The organism is Roseateles aquae, from assembly GCF_032337115.1.
In the GTDB taxonomy this organism is placed as follows: Bacteria; Pseudomonadota; Gammaproteobacteria; order Burkholderiales; family Burkholderiaceae_C; genus Roseateles_C; species Roseateles_C aquae.
The window spans coordinates 47,342-62,010 of record NZ_JAVXZY010000007.1; the positions used below are offsets into that span (position 1 = coordinate 47,342).

Annotated in this window: 14 protein-coding genes; 10 read left to right on the top strand and 4 right to left on the bottom strand. The window is 64.8% G+C overall.

Features of this window, described 5'->3' with window-relative positions:
• Nucleotides 1-8: 8 nt before the first annotated feature.
• From RQP53_RS16565 to RQP53_RS16575, 3 genes are read right to left on the bottom strand one after another with little or no spacing between them, the layout of a single operon-like run.
• The gene (locus RQP53_RS16565) at nt 9-1,433 is read right to left on the bottom strand and encodes an NAD(P)(+) transhydrogenase (Re/Si-specific) subunit beta (RefSeq protein ID WP_315651782.1); all 1,425 of its coding nucleotides are present in this window, start codon (nt 1,431-1,433) and stop codon (nt 9-11) included.
• Complete coding sequence (locus RQP53_RS16570) at nt 1,430-1,750, bottom strand: NAD(P) transhydrogenase subunit alpha part 2 (RefSeq protein WP_315651783.1); 321 nt, start codon at nt 1,748-1,750, stop codon at nt 1,430-1,432. Before RQP53_RS16570 ends, RQP53_RS16565 begins: the two co-directional genes overlap by 4 nt.
• A gap of 2 nt (nt 1,751-1,752) precedes the next feature.
• Complete coding sequence (locus RQP53_RS16575; protein ID WP_315651784.1) at nt 1,753-2,883, bottom strand: Re/Si-specific NAD(P)(+) transhydrogenase subunit alpha; 1,131 nt, start codon at nt 2,881-2,883, stop codon at nt 1,753-1,755.
• 132 nt (nt 2,884-3,015) lie between these two features.
• Between RQP53_RS16575 and RQP53_RS16580 the strand changes: the two genes are divergently transcribed.
• From RQP53_RS16580 to RQP53_RS16595, 4 genes are all read left to right on the top strand, one after another.
• Nucleotides 3,016-3,525 carry an NUDIX hydrolase gene (locus RQP53_RS16580; RefSeq protein WP_315651785.1) on the top strand — a complete coding sequence of 170 codons (510 nt, stop codon included), beginning with the start codon at nt 3,016-3,018 and terminating at the stop codon, nt 3,523-3,525.
• A gap of 782 nt (nt 3,526-4,307) precedes the next feature.
• A complete protein-coding gene (gene mnmA, locus RQP53_RS16585; RefSeq protein WP_315651786.1) occupies nt 4,308-5,468 on the top strand; it encodes a tRNA 2-thiouridine(34) synthase MnmA in 1,161 nt (386 codons plus the stop codon).
• A 93-nt stretch (nt 5,469-5,561) separates the two neighbouring features.
• Complete coding sequence (locus RQP53_RS16590) at nt 5,562-6,812, top strand: sensor histidine kinase (protein WP_315651787.1); 1,251 nt, start codon at nt 5,562-5,564, stop codon at nt 6,810-6,812.
• A 27-nt stretch (nt 6,813-6,839) separates the two neighbouring features.
• The gene (locus RQP53_RS16595) at nt 6,840-7,493 is read left to right on the top strand and encodes a response regulator transcription factor (RefSeq protein WP_315651788.1); all 654 of its coding nucleotides are present in this window, start codon (nt 6,840-6,842) and stop codon (nt 7,491-7,493) included.
• Here the strand turns inward: RQP53_RS16595 and RQP53_RS16600 are convergent.
• Entirely contained in the window at nt 7,490-8,071 is a 582-nt protein-coding gene (locus RQP53_RS16600) for a CAP domain-containing protein (protein WP_315651789.1), read from the bottom strand. The two genes, RQP53_RS16595 and RQP53_RS16600, sit on opposite strands and share 4 nt — an antisense overlap.
• A gap of 125 nt (nt 8,072-8,196) precedes the next feature.
• Between RQP53_RS16600 and RQP53_RS16605 the strand changes: the two genes are divergently transcribed.
• From RQP53_RS16605 to RQP53_RS16630, 6 genes are all read left to right on the top strand, one after another.
• Nucleotides 8,197-9,456 (top strand): efflux RND transporter periplasmic adaptor subunit, encoded by a 1,260-nt coding sequence (locus RQP53_RS16605; RefSeq protein WP_315651790.1) that lies wholly within the window; start codon nt 8,197-8,199, stop codon nt 9,454-9,456.
• Complete coding sequence (locus RQP53_RS16610) at nt 9,456-10,193, top strand: ABC transporter ATP-binding protein (protein WP_434064110.1); 738 nt, start codon at nt 9,456-9,458, stop codon at nt 10,191-10,193. Before RQP53_RS16605 ends, RQP53_RS16610 begins: the two co-directional genes overlap by 1 nt.
• 13 nt (nt 10,194-10,206) lie before the next feature.
• Entirely contained in the window at nt 10,207-11,358 is a 1,152-nt protein-coding gene (locus RQP53_RS16615) for an ABC transporter permease (protein ID WP_315651791.1), read from the top strand.
• Between the two features lie 18 nt (nt 11,359-11,376).
• Complete coding sequence (locus RQP53_RS16620; RefSeq protein ID WP_315651792.1) at nt 11,377-12,549, top strand: ABC transporter permease; 1,173 nt, start codon at nt 11,377-11,379, stop codon at nt 12,547-12,549.
• 496 nt (nt 12,550-13,045) lie between these two features.
• Nucleotides 13,046-13,261: a hypothetical protein gene (locus RQP53_RS16625; protein ID WP_315651793.1), complete on the top strand. Its 216-nt coding sequence runs from the start codon at nt 13,046-13,048 to the stop codon at nt 13,259-13,261.
• An 80-nt stretch (nt 13,262-13,341) separates the two neighbouring features.
• A complete protein-coding gene (locus tag RQP53_RS16630) occupies nt 13,342-14,658 on the top strand; it encodes a radical SAM/SPASM domain-containing protein (RefSeq protein WP_315651794.1) in 1,317 nt (438 codons plus the stop codon).
• Nucleotides 14,659-14,669: the final 11 nt, after the last annotated feature.

A 14,669-nucleotide genomic window follows, 5' to 3' on the forward strand; every position in this document is an offset into this window, starting at 1 on the left:
CGGGCGAACTATTCGATCGCCTTGAGCATGTCCTCGACGACCTTCTTGGCGTCGCCGAACACCATCATCGTCTTGTCCATATAGAACAGCTCATTGTCCAGGCCAGCATAGCCGGCGGCCATCGAGCGCTTGTTGACGATGATGGTCTTGGCCTTGTAGGCCTCCAGGATGGGCATGCCGTAGATCGCGCTGCCCTTCACATGGGCGGCCGGATTGACCACGTCATTGGCGCCCAGAATGATGGCCACATCGGCCTGGCCGAACTCGTTGTTGATGTCTTCCATCTCGAAGACCTGGTCGTAAGGCACCTCGGCCTCGGCCAGCAAGACGTTCATATGCCCCGGCATGCGGCCGGCCACCGGATGGATGGCGTACTTGACGTTGACGCCCTTCTCGGTGAGCTTGGCCGCCAGTTCCTTGACCGCATGCTGCGCCCGCGCCACTGCCAGGCCATAGCCCGGCACGATGATCACACTCTCGGCATTGCCCATGATGAAGGCCGCATCGTCGGCGCTGCCACTCTTGACGTTGCGCTGCTGCTGCGCACCTTGCGCAGCCGTGCCGGCGTCGCCACCAAAGCCGCCGAGGATGACGTTGAAGAAGGAGCGGTTCATCGCCTTGCACATGATGTACGAGAGGATGGCGCCCGAGCTGCCGACCAGCGAGCCGGCGATGATCAGCATCGAGTTGTTCAGCGAAAAGCCGATGCCGGCCGCCGCCCAGCCGGAATAGCTGTTCAGCATGGACACGACCACCGGCATGTCGGCGCCGCCGATCGGGATGATGATCAGCACCCCCAGCACAAAGGCCAGCGCCAGCAGGATCAGGAACGCGCCCCAGCTCTCGGTGGCGGCAAAGAAGCCGCCCAGGCCCAGCGTCATCACGCCCAGCGCCAGGTTCAGCACATGCTGGCCGGCAAAGCTGACCGGTGCGCCTTGGAACAGGCGGAACTTGTACTTGCCACTGAGCTTGCCAAAGGCGATCACTGACCCGCTGAAGGTGATGGCGCCGATGGCCGCGCCGAGGAAGAGCTCGATGCGGTTGCCAACCGGAATCGGCGCGCCCTTGGCCGTGATGCCAAAGGCATAGGGCTCGGCCACGGCGGCAATCGCGATGAACACCGCCGCCAGGCCGATCATGCTGTGCATGAAGGCGACCAGCTCCGGCATCTTGGTCATCTCGACCTTCTTGGCCATATAGGTGCCCATGCCGCCGCCCAGCACCAGGCCGGCCAGCACATAGCTCAGGCCAAAGGCGTTGCCATGGGCCAGCTTGACGATCAGCGCCGCCGTCGTCAGCACGGCAATCGTCATGCCGGCCATGCCAAAGAGATTGCCGCGTATCGAGGTGGTCGGGTGCGACAGGCCCTTCAAGGCCTGGATGAAGCAGATGCTCGCAACGAGGTAGAGGAAGGTAACGAGGTTCAAACTCATTTCGCGGCCTCCCCGGTCGACTGCTTCTTTTCCTTTTTGCGGAACATCTCCAGCATCCGCCGCGTCACCAGGAAGCCGCCGAACACATTCACCGCCGCCAGCGCCACCGCCAGCGTGCCCATGAACTTGCCGAGGTCGGTTTCGGTCAGCGCCGCGGCCAGCATGGCGCCGACGATGACGATGGCCGAGATCGCGTTGGTGACGGCCATCAGCGGCGTGTGCAGCGCCGGCGTCACGTTCCAGACCACGTGGTAGCCGACATAGATGGCCAGCACGAAGATGATCAGATTGATGAGGGTATGGTCAACGACTTCCATCGTTAGCTCCTGGTGATCGCGCCGTCTTGGGTCACGCGGCAGGCCGTGACGATGTCGTCATCGGCGGGCAGCGTGAAGCCGCCTTCCTTGGTCGTGACCAGCTTGAGAAAGTCCAGCACATTGCGTGCATAGAGGGCCGAGGCATCGGCCGCCACCAGCGCGGCCAGATTGGTCTCGCCGACCAGGGTGACGCCATGTTTGACGACGGTGCGGCCGGCCTCGGTCAGCGGGCAGTTGCCGCCAACCCCATCCGCGCCCTTGCCGGCAGCGATGTCGACGATCACCGAGCCCGGCTTCATGCTCTTGACCATCTCCTCGGTCACCAGCACCGGCGCCGCACGGCCGGGGATCAGCGCGGTGGTGATCACCACATCGGCCTGCGCCACGCGCTTGGCCACCTCGGCCTTCTGGCGGTCCAGCCAGCTCTGCGGCATCGGCCGCGCATAGCCGCCCACGCCCTCGGCGGCCTCCTTCTCTTCCGCGGTCTCGTAGGGCACATCGATGAACTTGGCGCCCAGCGATTCGACCTGTTCCTTGACCGAAGGCCGCACATCCGAGGCCTCGATCACCGCGCCGAGGCGCTTGGCCGTGGCGATGGCCTGCAGGCCCGCCACACCCACACCCAGCACGACGACCCGGGCCGCCTTCACGGTACCGGCGGCGGTCATCAGCATCGGGAAGAAGCGCTGATAGCGGTCCGCCGCGATCATCACCGCCTTGTAGCCGGCGATATTGGCCTGCGAGGACAGCACGTCCATGCTTTGCGCCCGCGTCGTGCGCGGCGCCGCCTCCAGCGCGAAGCTGAGCAGCCCGGCGCTGGCCAGCGCCTGCAGGCCGTCGCGATCAAAGGGGTTGAGCATGCCGACCAGCACCGTGCCCGGCTTCATCAGCGCCAGTTCGCCGGCATCGGGGCTGCGCACCTTGAGCACCAGCTCGGCCGCAAAGGCCGCGGCGCGGTTGACGATCTCGGCGCCGGCGGCCTCGTAGGCCGCGTCGGTGACGCTGGCGGCAAGACCTGCCCCCTGCTCGACGCGCAAGACATGGCCCTGGCTTTTCAGCTTCTTGGCCGTCTCGGGGGTCATGGCCACCCGCGTTTCTCCGGCCGCGCTTTCGCGCGGGACACCTATCAGCATGAATCCCTCCTGGCCCGTCGGGCGATGGAATGAATAAGGCTTGTGTGAAAAGGCTTGTATGACAAAGCTGAAGCCCAGCTTACACAATAGATGTGTCAATCGACACCCGTACAAGCGCGAAAGAGACAATTGATGAAGCAAGAACGGTGGAAGCCTAGCGTCACGGTGGCCGCGGTGATCGAGCACGAGGGCCGCTTTCTGATGGTCGAGGAGGAGACCAGCGAGGGCCTGATGTTCAACCAGCCCGCCGGCCATCTGGACCCGGGCGAGTCGCCGCAGCAGGGTGTCGTCCGCGAAGCGCTGGAAGAAACCGCCCGGCATTTCGTGCCCGAGGCGCTGCTGGGCCTGTACATGGCACGCTTTCAGCGGCCAGCGCGGCAGGGTCGCGATCTAGAGGATGTCACCTATCTGCGCCTTGCTTTTTGCGGCTCGGTCGGTGAGCCGGTGCCGGGGCTGGCGTTGGACCAGGGCATTGTGCGCACGTTGTGGATGTCGGTTGAGGAGCTGCGCGCTTGCGCTGATCGGCATCGCAGTCCTTTGGTGATGCGTTGTGTGGAGGACTATCTGGCGGGGCGGCGGCTGCCATTGGAAGCGCTGGTGATCGATGGCTCTTTGTATGAGCCTTGGGTCAAGGGGGCTTGAGTCGTCTGCTGGCTTCGTCGCATTGTTGATTGAGCAGCTATCCGCTGGTGGTCTTGCGGTTTGCGTGAGAGCCCGCCGGGATTCCGCCGCTGCCATCGCTTGTGCCGCTACTCGCTGGCGGGGGTGTTTCTGTGATGAGAGCCCGCCGGGTAGTCGCCCCGGCAGGGCGAGTAACTTTCTTCTGTCCGGCGACAGAAGAAAGTCACCAAAGAAGAACGCCTGAACGTGCGACTTTACTGAGCATGTTGCTCGCTCGCGCTCGAACCGAGGTAGCGACACAGGGGGCAGCTGATCACCGCCAAACGGCTACACCGCTGGTTCGGCATGCTGGGCTCTGGAAAAAGACCGAATACCAAACAGCCGAAGACATCTGATGGCCCGACGCCAGGGCTGTTGGCTGTTGGCTGTTGGCTGTTGGCTGTTGGCTGTTGGCTGTTGGCTGTTGGCTGTTGGCTGTTGGCTGTTCTGCCAGAGACCAGCATGCCGAACCGACCGTTGAGCCGTCTAGCGGTGATCAGCTGCCCCTTCGTGCCTGTGCTTGCCTCGAGCGCTAGCGAGCGTGCCGCTCGGTTAAGTCGCACGTTTGCATTTGGGCTCTCTTCTTTGGTGACTTTCTTCTGAGCCAGCAGAAGAAAGTTACTCGCCCTGCCGGGGCGACAACCCGGCGGGCTCTCACGCAAACCACAAGACCACCAGCGAGTAGCGGCACCCACAACCAGCCAAAACCCACCCAAAGCCAGCCCAAAAACAAGCCATCCCGCCCTGCGAGACAATCCCACCCCATGAACCCCGAGAAGAAACACCGTGTCGTCGTCGGCCTGTCCGGCGGCGTCGATTCTGCTGTGACCGCGTGGCTGCTCAAGCAGCAAGGGCATGAGGTCGTCGGCATCTTCATGAAGAACTGGGAAGACGATGACGACAGCGAGTACTGCTCGTCCAACATCGACTTTGTCGACGCCGCGGCGGTCGCCGATGTCATCGGCATCGAGATCGAACACGTCAACTTCGCGGCCGACTACAAAGACCGCGTCTTCGCCGCCTTCCTGAAGGAATACCAGGCCGGCCGCACGCCCAACCCCGATGTGCTGTGCAATGCCGAGATCAAGTTCAAGGCCTTTCTCGACCATGCGATGCGCCTGGGCGCCGAAAAGATCGCCACCGGGCATTACGCCAGAGTCCGTGAACTCGATGGGCAGTTCCAGCTGCTCAAGGGGCTGGACCCGCTGAAGGACCAGAGCTACTTCCTGCACCGTCTCAACCAGGCCCAGCTGGCCAAGACGCTGTTCCCGGTTGGCGATCTGCCCAAGACCGAGGTGCGCCGCCTGGCCGAGGAAATCGGCCTGCCCAATGCGAAGAAAAAGGATTCGACCGGCATCTGCTTCATCGGCGAGCGGCCCTTCCGCGAGTTCCTGAACCGCTACCTGGCCCACCAGCCCGGGCCGATCAAGGACGAGCGCGGCCGCAAGCTGGGCGAGCATGTCGGCCTGTCCTTCTACACGCTGGGGCAGCGCCAGGGCCTGGGCATCGGCGGGGTCAAGGAGAAAGGCTCACCATCCAAGGAGGCGACACGCGACCGCGCGTCGCCGGGCGGTGGCTATCACGCGCCCTGGTTCGTCGCCAGAAAAGACATGCAGGCCAACACGCTCTACGTCGTGCAGGGCCACGATCACCCCTGGCTGCAAAGCCACAGCCTGATTGCCGACGATCTGTCCTGGACCGGCAGCACGCCCAGCTTCGGCGGCTTTGGCGCCAAGACCCGCTACCGCCAGGCCGATGCCGCCTGCGCCTGCCATCCCGACACGCCGGCCGCCGGCCAGATCCGGCTCGACTTTGCCCAGCCGCAGTGGGCGGTGACGCCGGGCCAGAGCGCCGTGCTCTACGACGGCGAGGTCTGCCTGGGCGGTGGCGTGATCGCCGCGGCGATGGCCGAGGTGCCGACATGATGCTGGCCCCGCGGCTGAGGGGTGGCATGACCTCGGGCACGTCAGCGCAGGGCCGCACTGTGGCACCCTGCCGACTTTGCTGAGACCACCCGTTTGAACCTGCTCGACCGCATCCTCGCCCGCATCGCCCAGCCCGGTGTGGTGCTGCGCGTCGCGGCACTGGCGGTCTGCCTGCTGGAAACCTGGTCGGTCTTTGCCGCGCTGCGTGGTGAGAAATCCGATGCTTACGACGGCGTGCTGGCCGCGCTGTACAGCCGCATGGGCGGCGCGCCGACCGACCCGCTGCTGGTGCTGTCCTGCTTCGCGCTGATCTGCCTGTTCGCCTGGCGCTTCTGGCAGTTGGCCCGCGAGAACAGCATGGACCAGCCGCCCACCGACGCGCTGCGCCGCCTGCTGCTCTTGGACCTGATCGCCATCGCGGTGACGCCGGGCCTGGCCTTTCTGGTCACGCTGATCAGCTCGCTGGTGCTGCGCCTGCGCGTGGCCTTCTTCTTCGCACTGGCGCAGATCGGCCTGGGCCTGCTGCTCTACTGGCTGCTGCCCAGCGAAAGCCAGCTGCTGGAGCAGACGCGCAACGAGTCGGCGCTGTGGTCGGGGCTCCTGAGCCTGGCAATGTCCATGCTGGCCCTGCATGGCATGGCCTTCGGCCTTGGTCGCATGGCCGCCGCCGAGGCCGAGAAGCGCCGCTGGCTGCAGGCCATCCTGGCCGAGAAGACCAGCGGCGAGCGCCTGCAGGCCGAGCAGCTGCGCTACGCCGAGCGGATGGTGATGGCGCGCGAGCTGCACGATGTGATGGGCCACCACCTGACGGCGCTGAACCTGCATCTGCAGCTCAGTGGCGCGCTGCTGCAACGCGCCGATACCGAGGGGGCGCGCCAGGCGGTCGAGAAGGCCCGCGAGGGCGCCGCGCGGCTGCTGGCCGATGTGCGCGCCGCCGTGTCGGCCGAGCGCGCGTCGCAAAGAATCGACCTGTCGGCCGCGCTGAAGGCGCTGGCCGAGGGCATTGCCAGCACGCAGATCACGCTGGACCTGGACGAAGCCGCCCGCGACCTCTCGCCCCGCGCCGCCCATGCGCTGCTGCGCTGCGTGCAGGAGGCGGTGACCAACAGCGTGCGCCACGCCCGCGCGATGAATGTGCGGGTGCAGCTGAGCGTCGAGGGCGAGGCCGAGGCGCGCGAAGTCTGCGTCCGGGTCGACGACGATGGCCTCGGCGCCCCCCGGCTGCGCGAGGGCAATGGCCTGAAGGGCATGCAGGAGCGCATGGCCGAACTGGGCGGCAGCATGAAGGTGCTGCGCTACAGCCCCGGATTCATGATCGAATTGCGCTTGCCGCGGCACGCCTGAGCGGCAGGCATCACTGGAGGAACGAAGATGAGCAACGAGGCTATCAAGGTGCTGCTGGTGGAAGACCAGCAACTGGTGCGTGAAGGTCTCAAGGGCCTGCTCTCGCTGCACGAGGAATTGCGCATCATCGGCGAAGCGTCCGACGGCGCCGAGGCGCTGGAGCTGATCGCCGCCGAGCAGCCCGATGTGATCCTCTCCGACATGCGCATGCCGCGCCTGGACGGCCTGGGCCTGATCCGCGCACTGGCCGCGCGGGCGCTGAAGATCCCGGTCGTGCTGCTGACCACCTTTGACGACGCCGCCGCCTTCGACGAGGCCGCGCGTGCCGGTGCCAAGGGTTTTCTGCTCAAGGCCATCAGCCCCGAGACCCTGGTGCAGGCCCTGAAGGATGTGGCCGCCGGCGGCACCGCGCTGCGCCCCTCGCTGACCGAGCGGATGGAGCGCCAGAGCAGCAATGTCGAACGCGCCTTCAGCGCCACGCCGCAGCCCGACCCGCTCTCGCCCAAGGAGCTGCAGGTGCTGCGCCTGGTGGCCAGCGGCCGCAGCAACACCGAGATCGCCGCCCTGCTGGGCAATAGCGAGGGCGTGATCAAGAACCACTGTTCGGCGGTGTTCTCCAAGATGGGCGTTCGCGACCGCACCCAGGCCGTGCTGCGCGCCATCGATCTGGGCTGGATCTAAGGCAGCGCCGGCAGCGCCGCGCCCAGGTGCAGCACCCAGAAGCGGCCGTATTCGCCGTTGTTGGCGGCGCAGGCCAGCGCCGCTTCCTCATAGGCGGGCGCCATCAGATTGGCGCAGTGCTCGGGGCTGAGCAGCCACTGGGCCAGCGCCTCATCGGCATCGGCCGGCCCGGCGGCCAGGTTCTCGCCGCCCAGGCGCAGCCGGTAGCCGCTTTCGCGCAAGCGCTGGCGCAGCGATTCCGCCTGCTGGCCGCGGTGGCTGAGCGTGTTGCGTGCCGCCAGCTGCTGCACATGGCGGCCGGCTGATTCGGCCAGCTGCGCGCTCCAGCGCAGCGCTGCAGCGGCGGCAAAGGCGCGCGGGCCGCACTGCCGGGGCATCGCACGAACGGCGTTCAGCGTGGCCAGCACCGCCTCGGGCGCCAGCGCCGGGCAGCCGGGCGCCACCGGCTGAGGCACGCTGGCAGCCGGCTCGGTCTCGCCGAAGGCGGCCGGCACCAACAGGCACAGGGCCAGCAGCGCGCTGCCGCGCAACCATGCCACCCGCTTCGCCCCGCCAAACGAACTCTTGACCTGCCTCATGACGCCCATTGTCCCGCGCCGCGCAGCGCACCAGCCAGGATGGTAGAGCAGCTCAAAGCACAGACGCAGCCTGCCATCCGCGTGCACAATCCGGCCGTCGCGCACCGCGCCCGCTGAAGAGCACCATGGCTGAAACGCAATCGTCCCTGGCTCAACTGGCCATCAACCGCAGCGCCACCAAGACCCGCCGCCGGCCCTGGCGCTGGCTCATCGCCGGCGCGGTGGTAGTGCTGGTCGGCGCCTTCGCACTGGCGCCGCGACCGCCCGAGGTGCAGGTCACCACGGTGCTGCAGAGCTACCCCTCGGCCCAGTACCTGCAGCTGACCGCCTCCGGCTATGTGGTGGCGCAGCGCCGTGCGGCGGTGGCCTCCAAGGCGACCGGGCGGCTGATCGAGCTGCTGGTGCGCGAGGGCTCGGTGCTGAAGAAGGGCGAGCTGATCGCCCGGCTCGACGCCAGCGATGTGCAGGCGGCCATCGGCGCCGCGCAAGCCGGCGTGCGCCTGGCCGAGGCCGGCCAGCGCCAGGCCCAGGCCACGCAGCGCCAGGCCGAGGTCGAGGCGCTGAATGCCGAGGCCGAGTACCAGCGCGCCAAGAGCCTGAATGCGCAGGGCTTTGTGTCGCCGCAGGCGCTGGACGCCGCCCAGCGCCGGCTCGATGCCGCGCGCGCCAGCCAGGCCAGCGCCAGCGCCGGTCTGGCCCAGGCTCAGGCGGCGATCGCCCAGGCCCAGGCCCAGGCCCGCGTGCAGGAGGTCAATCGCGACTACACCGAGATCCGCGCGCCCTTTGACGGCATCGTGCTGGTCAAGAACGCCAATGTCGGCGACATCATCACGCCCTTCTCCAGCGCCTCGGGTTCGCAGGGCGCGGTGGTGACCATGGCCGATCTGAGCACGCTGGAGGTCGAGGCCGATGTGTCCGAAGGCAGCCTGGCCAAGGCGACCAAGGGCCAGCCGGTCGAGATCACGCTGGATGCGCTGCCGGGCCTGCGCCTGCGCGGCGAGGTCGGCGGCATCGTGCCGACGGTGGACCGCGCCAAGGCCACGGTGATGACCAAGGTGCGCTTCGAGAAGCTCGATCCGCGCATCCTGCCGGAGATGAGCGCCAAGGTCAGCTTTCTGTCCAAGGCGCCCAGCGAGGCCGAGCAGCAACCGGTGCTGGCGGTCAACCCCAAGGCGCTGCTGGAGCGCGAAGGCAAGAGCTGGCTGATGCGCTTGAAGCGCGAGGGCGACAAAGAGATCGTCGAGGCCATCGAGGTGCGCAAGGGCCGCCAGCTTGGCGATGCGCTGGAGATCAGCGGCGCCGGCTTGAAGAGCGGCGACCGCCTGGTGCTCGCGCCGCCCGAGACGCTGAAGAACGGCGCCAGCGTCAAGCTGGCCGCCAAGTGATGGCCATGCCAGGCGCGCCGGCGATGGATGCCCCGCTGATCCGGATCAGCCACCTGTCCAAGTCCTACCGCCGCGGCGGGCAGGACATTCCAGTGCTGCTGGACATCGAGCTGGCCGTGCAGGCCGGCGATTTCGTCGCGCTGATGGGCCCCAGCGGCTCGGGCAAGAGCACGCTGTTGAACCTGATCGCCGGCATCGACAAGCCCAGCAGCGGCCGCATCGAGATCGGCGGCATCGACATCGCCACGCTGGGTGAAGGCGCGCTGGCCGATTGGCGCGCCGCCCATGTCGGCTTCATCTTCCAGTTCTACAACCTGATGCCGGTGCTGTCGGCACTGGAGAACGTCGAGCTGCCGCTGCTGCTGACCGGGCTCTCGGCCCGCCAGCGCCGCCAGCATGCCGAGGCAGCGCTGGCCATGGTGCATCTGGAAGACCGGATGGACCATTACCCCAACGAGCTGTCCGGCGGCCAGCAGCAGCGGGTGGCGATCGCCCGCGCGCTGGTCAGCGATCCGCAGCTGATCGTGGCCGACGAGCCCACCGGCGATCTCGACCGCACGACCGGCTCCGAGGTGCTGGGCCTGCTTGATGACCTGAACCGCAAGCTGGGCAAGACCATCGTCATGGTCACCCACGACCCGAAGGCGGCGGCACGGGCGCGGCGGCTGGTCCATCTGGAAAAAGGCGTGCTGGTGCCCGACGAGGCGCCGGCGCAAGACCTGACCCCGCAGCCCTGACCGCCACGCAGCCATGTTCCTGCTCAAGCTGCTGCTCAAGAACGCCTTCAGGCACAAGCTGCGCACGCTGCTGACCCTGGTCGGCCTGGTGGTGGCGGTGTCCGCCTTTGGCCTGCTGCAGACCATCGTCGACGCCTGGTATGCCGGCGTCGAAGGCTCCAGCAGCACGCGGCTGGTGTCGCGCAGCAGCATCTCGCTGACCTTTCCGCTGCCGCTGAACTATGCGCAGCGGATCAAGGCGGTCGAGGGCGTCAGCAGCGTGTCCTGGGCCAACTGGTTTGGTGGTGTCTACGTCACCGAGCGCAATTTCTTCCCGCAGTTCGGGGTCGAGCCGGCCAGCTATCTGTCCCTCTACCCCGAATACCGGCTGAAGGACGAGGAGCGGCTGGCCTTCATCCGCGACCGCCAGGGCTGCATCGTCGGCCGCAAGCTGGCCAACAAGTTCGGCTGGAAGGTCGGCGACCAGATCCCGCTGCGCGGCACCATCTACCCCGGCACCTGGACCTTCACCCTGCGCGGCATCTGGGACGGCGCCGAGGCCAAGACCGACGAAAGCCAGCTGCTCTTCCACTGGGCGCTGCTGAACGAAACCCTGCGCAAGAAGTACCCCGGCCGGGCCGATTTCGTCGGCGTCTATGTGCTGGGCATCAACGAGCCGCAGAACGCGGCGCTGGTGTCGCAGCGGGTCGACGCGCTGTTCAAGAACTCGCTGGCCGAGACGCTGACCGAAACCGAGTCCGCCTTTCAGCTCAGCTTTGTCTCGATGAGCGAAGCGATTCTGGTGGCGGTGCGCGCGGTCAGCTTCATCATCATCGTCATCATCATGGCGGTGATGGCCAACACGATGACCATGACCGCCCGCGAACGCCTGGCCGAATACGCGACGCTGAAGGCGCTGGGCTTTCCGCCCGGCTTCGTCGTCAAGCTGCTGTTCGGCGAGAGCCTGCTGATCGCGCTGCTCGGCGGCATCGCCGGCCTGCTGCTGACGCTGCCGATGGCGGCCGGCTTTGCCAGCGCCGCAGGCACGCTGTTCCCGGTCTTCCAGGTCTCGGCGCTGACGCAGGGCCTGCAGCTCGGCGCGGCCCTCGTCGTCGGCACCGTGGCGGCCGCCTGGCCGGCCTGGAAGATGAGCCGCATCGACATCGTCAGCGGGCTGCGTGCCTGACGAGCCCATGGACCACGCATGATCAAGGCCATCCCGCTCAGCTACATCGCCCGCAACCTCTGGGTGCGCCGCGTCACCACGCTGCTGACGGCCGGCGGCATGGCCCTGGTCGTCTATGTGTTCGCCACCGTGCTGATGATGAGCGAAGGCATACGCGCCACGCTGGTCGCCACCGGGCAGACCGACAACCTGCTGCTGCTGCGCAAGGGCGCCGGCGCCGAAATCAACAGCGCGGTGGACCGCGGCCAGGCCGCCATCATCGAAAGCCTGGCCGGCATTGCCACCAATGCCGAGGGTCAGGTCTTGCTGAGCAAGGAACCAGTGGTGCTGAACAATCTGCCCAAGCGCGGCAGCGGCAAACCCAGCAACGTCACCGTGCGCGGCACCGGCGCCAACGGCCTGGCGCTGCGGCCCCAGGTGCGGCTGACGCAGGGCCGGATGTTCCGCCCCGGCACCTCGGAGATCATCACCGGCAGCGCGGTGGCCAGCGGTTTTCAGGGCGCCGCGCTGGGCGAGACGATGCGCTTTGCCGGGCGCGACTGGCAGGTCGTCGGCGTTTTCGAGGCCGGCCGCACCGGCTTCGATTCGGAAATCTGGGGCGATGCCGAGCAGATGCTGCAGGCCTTTCGCCGCAATGCCTTCTCCACCGTGGTGTTCCGCCTCGCCGATGCCGGCCAGGCCGACGCCATCCGCCAGCGCATCGCGGACGACCCGCGCCTGACCGTCGAGGCCAAGCCGGAGATCCAGTTCTATGCCGAACAGAGCGAGGCGCTGGCCAAATTCATCAGCATCCTGGGCACCTCGCTGTCGGTGATCTTCTCGATCGGCGCCATCGTCGGCGCCATGATCACCATGTTCGCCGCCGTCGCCCAGCGCACCGGCGAAATCGGCACCTTGCGCGCGCTGGGTTTCCGACGCAGCGCGATCCTGCTGGCCTTTCTGCTCGAATCGCTGCTGCTGTCTTTCGTCGGCGGCCTGATCGGCCTGGCCGGCGCCAGCCTGATGCAGACGGTCAATATCTCGACGACGAACTTCCAGACCTTCGCCGAACTGGCCTTCCAGTTCAAGCTGACCAGCGCCATCGCCCTCCAGACCCTGCTCTTCGCCCTCTTCATGGGCCTGGTGGGCGGCTTCATCCCGGCCTGGCGGGCGGCTCGCTTGAATATTGTGGATGGGTTGAGGGCGGCGTGAAGGCTGATCAACGCGTATGCCGGGTTAGCGCGTAGGCCGGCTTAGCCGAAGGCGTAACACGCCTTCCAACGGCGGCACGTCGCCAAGCCGGTAGTCACCGGTTTCACATTCCACCGATGGCGGCGTTTCAAGAGCCCGCGCGGGTCAAACGACCCTCGCTACCTAGCTTGCCCTCCAGAGCCGGATGCTCACGCAGACCAACGAGCCAGATCAACACAAGTGCCGCTCACCCTAACACCTAGAGCACCTGTCAACCTTTACAGACGTAATTGCCCCGATGCGCCACGACTTGAGAGCCAGGAAACTTTCCGCTTGAGAGAAGAGTCGAGAACAAAAGACTGAGCGCGGGGCCAGCCCGCCCTGCCAGACGAAACAGGCATCGAACAGCAATTGCGCCCGCGCGAAAACAACGTTACTGCCACTTTGCAATTTGACTCTGCTCATAGCATTCCGTGGTTGGCCTTCGCCCGCCCGGGATATCCGCACCATCCAGTGGATGGAATACTTTTCCGTTTTCAAAGGAACACAAATGATGAACCCGACTACTCGCAACGAAGACCAGACCAATTCCAGCCCAACAGTCCTAGTTGTTGCCATGCCCGATAAAGAATCGAGCAAGGGCTATGTGAACACGCGCGGCGCTTCTCTGAACTATGTACGCCGTAACTCGGACAACAAAGAAACCGCATACTGTTCTGATCGCGACGCTTAAGCGCCCCAAAGAGGCGGCGCGAAACAGCGGCGCCTCTTTCTGGAAACATCAACTGGCCTCCAAAAAGCTCAGGAACAAGAATGAAACTGGTGCCAACAGAATTTGACATGGAACGGTCCTTCCCTGTACCAAGGGAAATAGCCCGGCATCAGTTGCTAGAGACCAATCTGCTAATTGCACCGAAAATACCAGCTTGGATCGTAGTGGCCGATCATGAAGCTGAAGCTATCTTACGGCTGAGTCGAGGAGCGTCACTCAGGGAAGCTGCATACAGTTTGAATTCCTGGGGAATATCAAACGCCAATGAAGCTCTATCAACCCTTCTGACAAAGCTTGCTGTCAATGACTTCATCGAGCCAGATACCACCATCGAGGTTGAGGATGAAGTCACATTGCAAATTCATGTTACAAATGCCTGCAATCTAAGATGCAAGCACTGCTATGTATCCTCGGGTGAGCCGTTTAGTCTGGAAATTGGTGTTGATGCATGGATCGATGTCATTGAAGAAGCGAGAAATAGATACAACACCGTATACCTGAGCATTAGCGGCGGCGAGCCATTACTTGTCCCTTGGCTACCGGAACTGCTGCAGCACAGTAAATCTCTGGGAATCCGCACGTCAATCCTTTCCAATGGGATGCTTTGGACAGACAAACGCATTGCCGAAATTGGGAGCTATGTTGATCTAGTAAACGTTTCTCTAGATGGCGCCTCGGATACTGTCCACGATGCGGTACGTGGCAACGGTGCTTTCAGACAGGCAATTCGCGGAATAAGACGCCTTGGCGAAGCGGGGATTGAAGTTGGAATAAATATTTGCCTGATGAAATCAAACATAGCAGACATTGAAGCAAATTTTCACAACTTGATTCAATCACTTCCCTTCAAAGTTAGTGTTCTGTTCGCCAAATTCGTGGAGGAAGGTCGTGGTCTTGAGAATCGCAATGAGGCTGTAGCGCCCGACGCCATGGCTCGCTTACTCCCGAAACTGTCAATGCAATTCCTTGGAACAGGTTGGCAGCCTACTTCGCCGACAAAACGGATCAGCTGCGGATTTGGCAAGCTGTATGCGCTCTACGCCAACGGAGATGTCTCACCGTGCCTGTCTCCTCGCTACATTGCGGGGAACATTGTCGCTGAGCCGGTGGGCAAAGTGTTTGACCGGATAATGCTGAATGCTAAGAGAGCGAACGTTGAAAAGCTACCTCTCTGCAAATCTTGTGACCTGCGCTACATCTGTGGAGGCAAGTGTCACCTACCCCAAGTAACAACCGGAATCCCAATCCATCAAAACGACTGCTCGTCCAAATTCAGAAACGACTATTACCAGCGGCTGGTCGAACGCGGCCAAAAAGAGAACGGCATCATGCTCCCGCTTTTTTCGCGTGTAATTTGATTTAAGGAATA

Excerpts from the sequence above, each read along its gene's own strand:
- RQP53_RS16575 (WP_315651784.1), bottom strand. The coding sequence starts at position 2,883 with ATGCTGATAGGTGTCCCGCGCGAAAGCGCGGCCGGAGAAACGCGGGTG.
- RQP53_RS16610 (WP_434064110.1), top strand. The coding sequence starts at position 9,456 with ATGGCCATGCCAGGCGCGCCGGCGATGGATGCCCCGCTGATCCGGATC.
- RQP53_RS16615 (WP_315651791.1), top strand. The coding sequence starts at position 10,207 with ATGTTCCTGCTCAAGCTGCTGCTCAAGAACGCCTTCAGGCACAAGCTG.
- RQP53_RS16570 (WP_315651783.1), bottom strand. The coding sequence starts at position 1,750 with ATGGAAGTCGTTGACCATACCCTCATCAATCTGATCATCTTCGTGCTG.
- RQP53_RS16620 (WP_315651792.1), top strand. The coding sequence starts at position 11,377 with ATGATCAAGGCCATCCCGCTCAGCTACATCGCCCGCAACCTCTGGGTG.
- RQP53_RS16565 (WP_315651782.1), bottom strand. The coding sequence starts at position 1,433 with ATGAGTTTGAACCTCGTTACCTTCCTCTACCTCGTTGCGAGCATCTGC.
- RQP53_RS16630 (WP_315651794.1), top strand. The coding sequence starts at position 13,342 with ATGAAACTGGTGCCAACAGAATTTGACATGGAACGGTCCTTCCCTGTA.
- RQP53_RS16580 (WP_315651785.1), top strand. The coding sequence starts at position 3,016 with ATGAAGCAAGAACGGTGGAAGCCTAGCGTCACGGTGGCCGCGGTGATC.
- RQP53_RS16600 (WP_315651789.1), bottom strand. The coding sequence starts at position 8,071 with ATGAGGCAGGTCAAGAGTTCGTTTGGCGGGGCGAAGCGGGTGGCATGG.
- RQP53_RS16595 (WP_315651788.1), top strand. The coding sequence starts at position 6,840 with ATGAGCAACGAGGCTATCAAGGTGCTGCTGGTGGAAGACCAGCAACTG.
- mnmA (WP_315651786.1), top strand. The coding sequence starts at position 4,308 with ATGAACCCCGAGAAGAAACACCGTGTCGTCGTCGGCCTGTCCGGCGGC.
- RQP53_RS16625 (WP_315651793.1), top strand. The coding sequence starts at position 13,046 with ATGGAATACTTTTCCGTTTTCAAAGGAACACAAATGATGAACCCGACT.
- RQP53_RS16605 (WP_315651790.1), top strand. The coding sequence starts at position 8,197 with ATGGCTGAAACGCAATCGTCCCTGGCTCAACTGGCCATCAACCGCAGC.